Source organism: Kitasatospora sp. NPDC058492, assembly GCF_042720685.1.
In the GTDB taxonomy this organism is placed as follows: domain Bacteria; phylum Actinomycetota; class Actinomycetes; order Streptomycetales; family Streptomycetaceae; genus Kitasatospora.
The window spans coordinates 1-5,685 of sequence record NZ_JBHXMU010000126.1 but is presented as its reverse complement, the minus strand read 5'-3'; the positions used below and the strand labels follow the sequence as shown (position 1 = coordinate 5,685).

General features: G+C 70.7%; 6 protein-coding genes. 5 read left to right on the top strand and 1 reads right to left on the bottom strand.

Annotated elements, in window-relative coordinates; genetic code table 11:
* The first annotated feature begins 400 nt into the window (after window positions 1–400).
* A complete protein-coding gene (locus tag ACFWPI_RS39125) occupies window positions 401–886 on the top strand; it encodes a MarR family winged helix-turn-helix transcriptional regulator (RefSeq protein WP_380380918.1) in 486 nt (161 codons plus the stop codon).
* A 289-nt stretch (window positions 887–1,175) separates the two neighbouring features.
* On the opposite strand, the gene ACFWPI_RS39120 is transcribed toward ACFWPI_RS39125, so the two are convergent.
* Entirely contained in the window at window positions 1,176–1,787 is a 612-nt protein-coding gene (locus tag ACFWPI_RS39120; RefSeq protein WP_380380917.1) for a hypothetical protein, read from the bottom strand.
* A gap of 211 nt (window positions 1,788–1,998) precedes the next feature.
* On the opposite strand from ACFWPI_RS39120, the gene ACFWPI_RS39115 reads away from it, so the two are divergent.
* The 4 genes from ACFWPI_RS39115 (at window position 1,999) to ACFWPI_RS39100 (ending at window position 5,495) form a co-directional block, all read left to right on the top strand.
* Entirely contained in the window at window positions 1,999–2,577 is a 579-nt protein-coding gene (locus ACFWPI_RS39115; protein WP_380380915.1) for a hypothetical protein, read from the top strand.
* Between the two features lie 403 nt (window positions 2,578–2,980).
* A complete protein-coding gene (locus ACFWPI_RS39110; RefSeq protein WP_380380913.1) occupies window positions 2,981–3,499 on the top strand; it encodes a hypothetical protein in 519 nt (172 codons plus the stop codon).
* A gap of 442 nt (window positions 3,500–3,941) precedes the next feature.
* Window positions 3,942–4,097 (top strand): hypothetical protein, encoded by a 156-nt coding sequence (locus ACFWPI_RS39105; RefSeq protein WP_380380911.1) that lies wholly within the window; start codon window positions 3,942–3,944, stop codon window positions 4,095–4,097.
* 165 nt (window positions 4,098–4,262) lie between these two features.
* Window positions 4,263–5,495, top strand: a complete 1,233-nt coding sequence (locus tag ACFWPI_RS39100) for a cupin domain-containing protein (protein ID WP_380380909.1) — start codon at window positions 4,263–4,265, stop codon at window positions 5,493–5,495.
* The last annotated feature ends 190 nt before the right edge of the window (window positions 5,496–5,685 follow it).

Sequence of the window (5,685 nt, the reverse complement as noted above, 5' to 3'; positions counted from 1 at the left end):
ACCGGTGTCTGCCACACCTGCCAACGCCCGCTTCCCACAAGAAGATCCACAAACCGCACCCGACAGCCCGCCCCAACCTAACGAAGTACTACTAGGAGCGCGAGAGGCATGGTGCGCTGCCTTCCATACGATTGCTGTTGCGCCTTACGTGCTCAAACAATAGTTGCACGCGCGGGCTAAGTGCAAGTGCGGGCATTCACCTGTCGCTGGCGGTGGGCGATAGCGGCGAACATGCGGCGCGGACGGGGCCGAGATCGCGCCGACCCCGGCCCCACCCGGGCTGGTCGGGCATCCCGGCGCCGCGGAGAGCAATGCTTGCATGGGCGGGATATGTGCGCTGGCCGATATTTTATGCAAGGGCTTATCCTTGAGGGCGTCGCACCCGGAAGGAGCCACGCCGATGACCGCCACGGACCCCGCGCTGACCGCCCTCGCCAACGGCTGGGCCGCCCTCCACCTCCTGGCCGGCCGGATCGAGGCGCACATCGAGCGCACCCTCCAGGCCCAGCACGACCTGAGCGTGCGCGAGTACTCGCTGCTCGACGTGCTCAGCCGCCAGCACGACGGCGAGGGCGGGCACCTGCAGATGAAGCAGGTCGCCGACGCGGTGGTGCTCAGCCAGAGCGCCACCACCCGCCTCGTCACCCGGCTGGAAGACCGCGGCCTGCTCTCGCGCTACCTCTGCGCGACCGACCGCCGCGGCATCTACACCGACGTGACCGGGCCCGGCCTGGAGCTCCTGGAAGCGGCCAGGCCGACCAACGAGTCCGCCCTCCGGGAGGCGCTGGACGAGGCCGCCAAGAACCCCGAGCTGGCCCCGCTGGTCGCCACCGTCGAGGAGATGAACACGTCGCGACGGCTCCCGGAGCCCGCCGCCACGCGCTGAGCACGACGAAGCCCCGGAACCTCGCCAAGACGGTGCCGGGGCTTCGTGCTGACTACTTCCGCTCGGGCGCGTCCGCTACGCCCCCGCGCCTCCTGCCGCGCTCCCGCGTCCCGCGTACAGGTGCCGCTTCGCCCTGGGCGGTGCGCCGCTTGTCCGACGAGGGCCGGCGCCTCGCCGAACACCGGCGTTCTGCCGTGAGCGTGCGCGCCTCATCCCCGCAGGTGAGGGCCGCTTCGACGGCCCGGCCCCGCCGGCGGCTCGCCCGCCGGCAGGTCGTGGTGCGGTCGCTTCACAGGGCCTGCTGACGGGCCTCGGTCAGCATCGCGCGTCCGGCCCGCCATTCGCGCAGCCCCGTCGGCACCAGGCCGATCAGGCAGCAGACGATCACGATGCCGCCCGCGATGGACACCGGGGTGACCGACTCGTCGGCGGGCACCGCCCGGGTCGGGTCCCCGGGCGCGTACCGGACCTCGACCACCGTGCCGAGCGCCACCATTCCTGCCAGCCGGTTCCCCGAGTAGGTGCGGCCGTCGACCGTCCAGTGGCCCCCGCAGTGCGGGTTCCTGCTCAGTTCGTTGCAACTGGTGACGGTGGCCGTCGTCCGGGTGTCCATCGCCACGTTGTCGCGCACCTGGCGGACCACCGTCGCAGAGCCGCACAGCGCCAGCACCACGAGCACGAAGGTCATCGCGCCCCACGCGGTACCCGGCGCCACGGGCCGACCCGACGCCTCGGCCATCCGAGCGGCCGCACCGCTGTTACGCACCGTCAGATAGCCGCCGCACAGGATCGGCAGCATGACCGCGACGATCACGCTGACCACCAGATACGGCTTCCCGGAGAGGGCCACACCGATGAGCTCGATCCCCGCCGCGATCAGATAGCCGGCACCCAGCAACACGCTCTGCCGGTGCCGGCGAAGAACCTGCCGTGCCGCTCCGTCATCCCCCCGCACGATCATGGCCCGACGCCAGCACTCGCCCTCACCACCCCCGTCCACCAGTCCTGTTGACGCCTCCGGCCCCAGCCGTCGACCGCCGGGACGCCCGTTTCGCGCAGCCGTCCCCGAAAGCCACTTCACGTGGGGGGCGTCGGGACGTAGTGTGCGAGCCGTGAACGAATTGATCTTTCGCGGGAAGGACCTGTACGGACACGCGAAGTACACGCGTCTCGCGCTACTCGGTGCCCTACTGGTCATTCAGGTGGCGTTCGGCGCCTACCGCCTCGGCGTCGTGGCCACCTGCTGGATGGTGGGCGCAACCATCGTGATCGTCGCCCCCTTGGCGCTGATGGTCCAACGGAGTTGGAGCCGGGTGGGGGCCGACGGGGTCACCATCTGCTGGGGCCTCGGGCGCGGCCGCACCCACGCCTGGCAGGACATCAGGTGGGTCGACATCCGCGAGACCAAGAACCGCCAATACGGGAACTCGCGCGCGGCCCGGATATTCCTCGCGGGCGGCCGGCGGCGCTCGCTGCCCGGCCTCCAGGACAGCTCCACCTACCCGAGGCCCGACTTCGACGTGGACGTCCAGCGGGTCCTCAACTGGTGGGAGCTCAGCACCCACCAGGACACGCGGATCCGGCCCGCACGGAGCCTGCGCGACCGCATCTCCCCCACCGTCGTCGGGGTCCTCGCCGGAATCGTCATCGCGGTGGTGAGCTTCGTGGTCATCGCCGCCCAACAGCACTGACAGGCCGGGTGCGGCCGGACGCTGCCGTGACCGCACCCGGCACGCACACCACCCCGAGACGGACTCGGGATTCCTGACTTCGGCGTTTCGAGGCGATCGGCGCGTTGTTCTGTGGGCGGAAGCGCCCGGCCCGCTGAAGGCCGCCCTGGCATTCGGGCGCGGGCCCGGGACGAGTCGTTCCGCACGCTGGGGGTGACCCATCTGGTGGAGCATCTGGCGATGGGCACGCTGCCCCGCCTGCACCACGAGCACAACGCCTCGGTGGGGCTGACCGCGACCGAGTTCACCTGTTCCGGACGGCCCGAGCAGGTGGTCGAGTTCCTGGACGGAGCTGGCCGCCGCCCGCGAGGCCTTCCAGGACCCGCGGTCGACACCCTTCGAACTCCGCGAGGCGGCAGTCGAGTTGCTCTTCGGCGACGAGTACCGGGACGCCGCCACCCGGCTCGACAGCCTGACCCAGGTGACCCCGGACCAGGCCCGGGAGGCGCTCGCGGGAGCCCTGCGCACGGCACTGCTGGTGGTCCCGTGCTGGACCGAGCCGGACTTGCGGCAGCCGGACGGCACCCCGCTCCCGAAGTACTCCTGCGGCACCGACCGTCAACTACCAGCCACCGGGCGGACGTTCCGGCCGCCGCTGCTCGCCCGGCTGTTCTCCTCCGACGCCCGCCGGATACGCCTGGTGGTCGATGAGTCGGGACTGTGGATGCACCAGCCCGACGGCACGGTCTGCCATGTCCGGTACGACGAGGTGGTGGGCGTGGAGGTGGACGGCGAGAGCCGGGTGGTGTTCGGCCGCAACTCCTGCTTCATCCCCCTCGTGTCCGACCTGTTCCCCGACGCCGCCCCGGCCGTGGCGGCCGTCGACGCGGCCGTCCCCGAGTCGCTGCGCTACCCGGTGTCGGCACTCCAGGCGACGGACTGACGTATCGTCACAACCGCTCTGGCGACCGGGTTCGACGCCCGGCGCCGCCGCGGTGGGCATCTCCGGCCGGGAGACGTCCACCGCAGGCGGCGGGCAGGACCAGCACGATAGTGATCACCGGCGCGGGGCGAGGACGACTCCCCCGGACGAGCGCCGTGTGCCGACAGGGTTCGCTGTAGAGGCTCCGCATCCGGACCCGCCCGTACCGCGCTGATGCTCCGCCGCGCACAGCCGGGCGGACGACAACCGGCCTGCTCGCAGGATTGTCCGGAGTCCGGCCGGGATCGGCGTGGACAACCTCGGATCCCGCTCTTCCCCCTCTGCTGTCCGCGGCCGCCTCGGGTTGTCCGCCACTTATCTGGGCCTTCACGCCCTCCTGTAGACGGACAATCACCGCGGATCCCACGCTGGAGATTCCACCAGTTCTCAGAAGGGAGTTCCTTTGACACACAGTCTCGACCCAGCCGACATCGTCGTCGTGCGTGCTCCGGACGTGGAAACGGCCATCACGCCCGATGACATCAGCTGGGGGCCCGCGGACGACAACAACAACAACGACTCCGGTCATAAGGACTTTTTCATCGACGACACCGACTGACCTCGCCTGAGCAGAGCCCGTCCGAGAAGTCTCACGGGCCGGGGAGGGGCCGCGCTCCCGGCGTGCCCCCTCCCCGAAGGACGGCAAGAACGCCAAGGACGACATGGCTGCCGGTCACCGCGCCAGCAGGGCCGGCCGACCTCTGTTAGGAGACACGAGATCTCGATGACTTCTCTGACGGACCGGGTGGGGGCCGAGCCCGATGGACGGCCTTCCTCCGACCTCTCCCGCCTTCTCCACCCGGTGTCCCTTCCGACGTTCCGCGACGAGTACTGGGAGCGCAGGCCGCTGCACATTCCGAGGAACGACCCCGAGCGCTTCGCGGATCTCCTGACGCTCGACGACGTGGACCGGGTGCTGGGCCAGTCCGGCCCGGACTTCGGGAACGTCCGGGTCATCCGCGAGGGCAAGGAAACCCCGGTGTCCGAACTGGGTGCCCCCGGCCGCAACATGACCGCCAGCCGGCTGGAGGCGCTGTACGAGCGGTACCGGTCCGGCTCGACCGTCATTCTGAACGCCCTCGAACGCCGCTGGGAGCCGCTGGCGCGTTTCACCTCGATGCTGAGCGCCGAGGTCAACGCCAGGTTCCAGGTGAACGTGTACCTCACCCCCGGCGGGCAGGCCCGCGGATTCGACCCGCACTACGACAGCCACGACGTGATCGTGATGCAGGCGTACGGCAGCAAGCGCTGGCGGCTGTACGGGGCGCCATACGCGCTGCCGTTGGAGGGTCAGAGGTACGACCACTCCGGCGAGGTGCCGGAGGTCGAGGAGGAGTTCGACCTCCAGCCGGGCAGCCTCCTCTACCTGCCCCGTGGCACCATCCACGCCGCGACGTCCAACGACGCCGCGTCGATGCACCTCACCTTCGGTGTCCACCCGGTCCTGATACCCGCGCTGATCAGCGACGCGGTCCGGGAGGTCTTCGAGGGGGACGAGCGGTTCCGCAGGAGCATGCCCCTCGGATTCGCCAACGACAAGCACCTCCAGGAGCAGGCCGAGGACGTCTTCGCCGAACTGATCGATGCGCTCGCCGCCCGGCTCTCGCCCCAGGAGATGACGGCCAGGGCCGTGAAGCAGACGACCTCGCTCGCGCCGGTGACGCTCCGCGGTCACCTGGGCGACCTGGAGAGCCTGCCGCGGCTGGACCTCGACACCCGGGTACGGCGTCGTCCGGGTCTGCGGTGGAGCGTGGCACTCGGCGAGGAGGTCATCGAGCTCGAGTTCCACAGCAAGACCATCCAGTTGCCGGCCCACGTGGCCGATGAGGTCAGGTTCGTGACGGAGAGCGACGGGCAGGGGTTCACCGCCGGCTCGATCCCCGGCGGCCTGGACCAGCCGGGCTGCCTCCTGCTCGTGCGCACGCTGGTCCGCGAAGGATTCCTCACCCTGTCCTGACGGACGGACGGCCGACCGGGTGCCGGGCAGGGCCGGCGCCGCACGGCCCTGCCCGGCGACTCACGCGGATCCGCCCGGTGCCCCGGCCCGCGGGCCGGGGCACCGGGCGGGCGCGGCCGACTGAGAGAAGGGAGGAGCCCCGTGGCCGGAGAACGGAAGAACAGGCGGCACGCCCCACAGGTCAGGGCCA

What these genes read in the sequence shown, in the direction of transcription:
- ACFWPI_RS39125 (WP_380380918.1), top strand. Translation starts at nt 401, where the DNA reads ATGACCGCCACGGACCCCGCGCTGACCGCCCTCGCCAACGGCTGGGCC.
- ACFWPI_RS39100 (WP_380380909.1), top strand. Translation starts at nt 4,263, where the DNA reads ATGACTTCTCTGACGGACCGGGTGGGGGCCGAGCCCGATGGACGGCCT.